The organism is Rugosimonospora africana, assembly GCF_016862975.1.
Taxonomy (GTDB): domain Bacteria; phylum Actinomycetota; class Actinomycetes; order Mycobacteriales; family Micromonosporaceae; genus Rugosimonospora; species Rugosimonospora africana.
Map to the genome: position 1 here is coordinate 1 of NZ_BONZ01000214.1, position 543 is coordinate 543.

The following is a 543-nucleotide window of genomic DNA, read 5'->3' on the forward strand; positions in this document are numbered from 1 at the left end:
CGCTTCGGGTAGCCGGCCCTGGAAGAACTCGGCCGCCTCCAGAATGCACTGCGCGATCCGCGCCGCCTCCTGCTTGTACCCGTACGACCGCAACCCCCACGCGATAAACGAATTGTCAAACGGCCACACCGTACCCACGTGATAACCCACCGGGTTGTACCGACCCTCACCCACCGCCAACGTCCGAACCCCCCACCCCGAAAACAACCGCGGCCCCATCAAATGCTCCACCACCCGACCCGCCCGACCCTCATCCACAATCCCACTCCACAACAGATGCCCGATGTTCGACGACAACGCATCCACCTGACCACCATCGGCATCCAACGCCAACGCGTAATACCCACCATCCTCAACCCAGAAATCCCGATTGAACCGCCGCTTCAAATCCTCCGCCTCACCCTCCAACCGCCCCGCCAACTCCCCATCACCCCAGAACTGACGCGCCAACCGCGCCGCCCGCCGCTTCGCGTCATACGCATACCCCTGAAGCTCACACGTCGCCCGCGGCGCCCGCGGAATCCGACCATCCCGATAGGAGAT

Annotated in this window: 1 protein-coding gene; it reads right to left on the minus strand. The window is 63.7% G+C overall.

Annotated features, from left to right (window positions below; all coding sequences use genetic code 11):
• Window positions 1-543, minus strand: a 543-nt coding sequence (locus Raf01_RS49285; RefSeq protein ID WP_373319809.1) for an amylo-alpha-1,6-glucosidase, incomplete at both ends; no start/stop codon positions are given.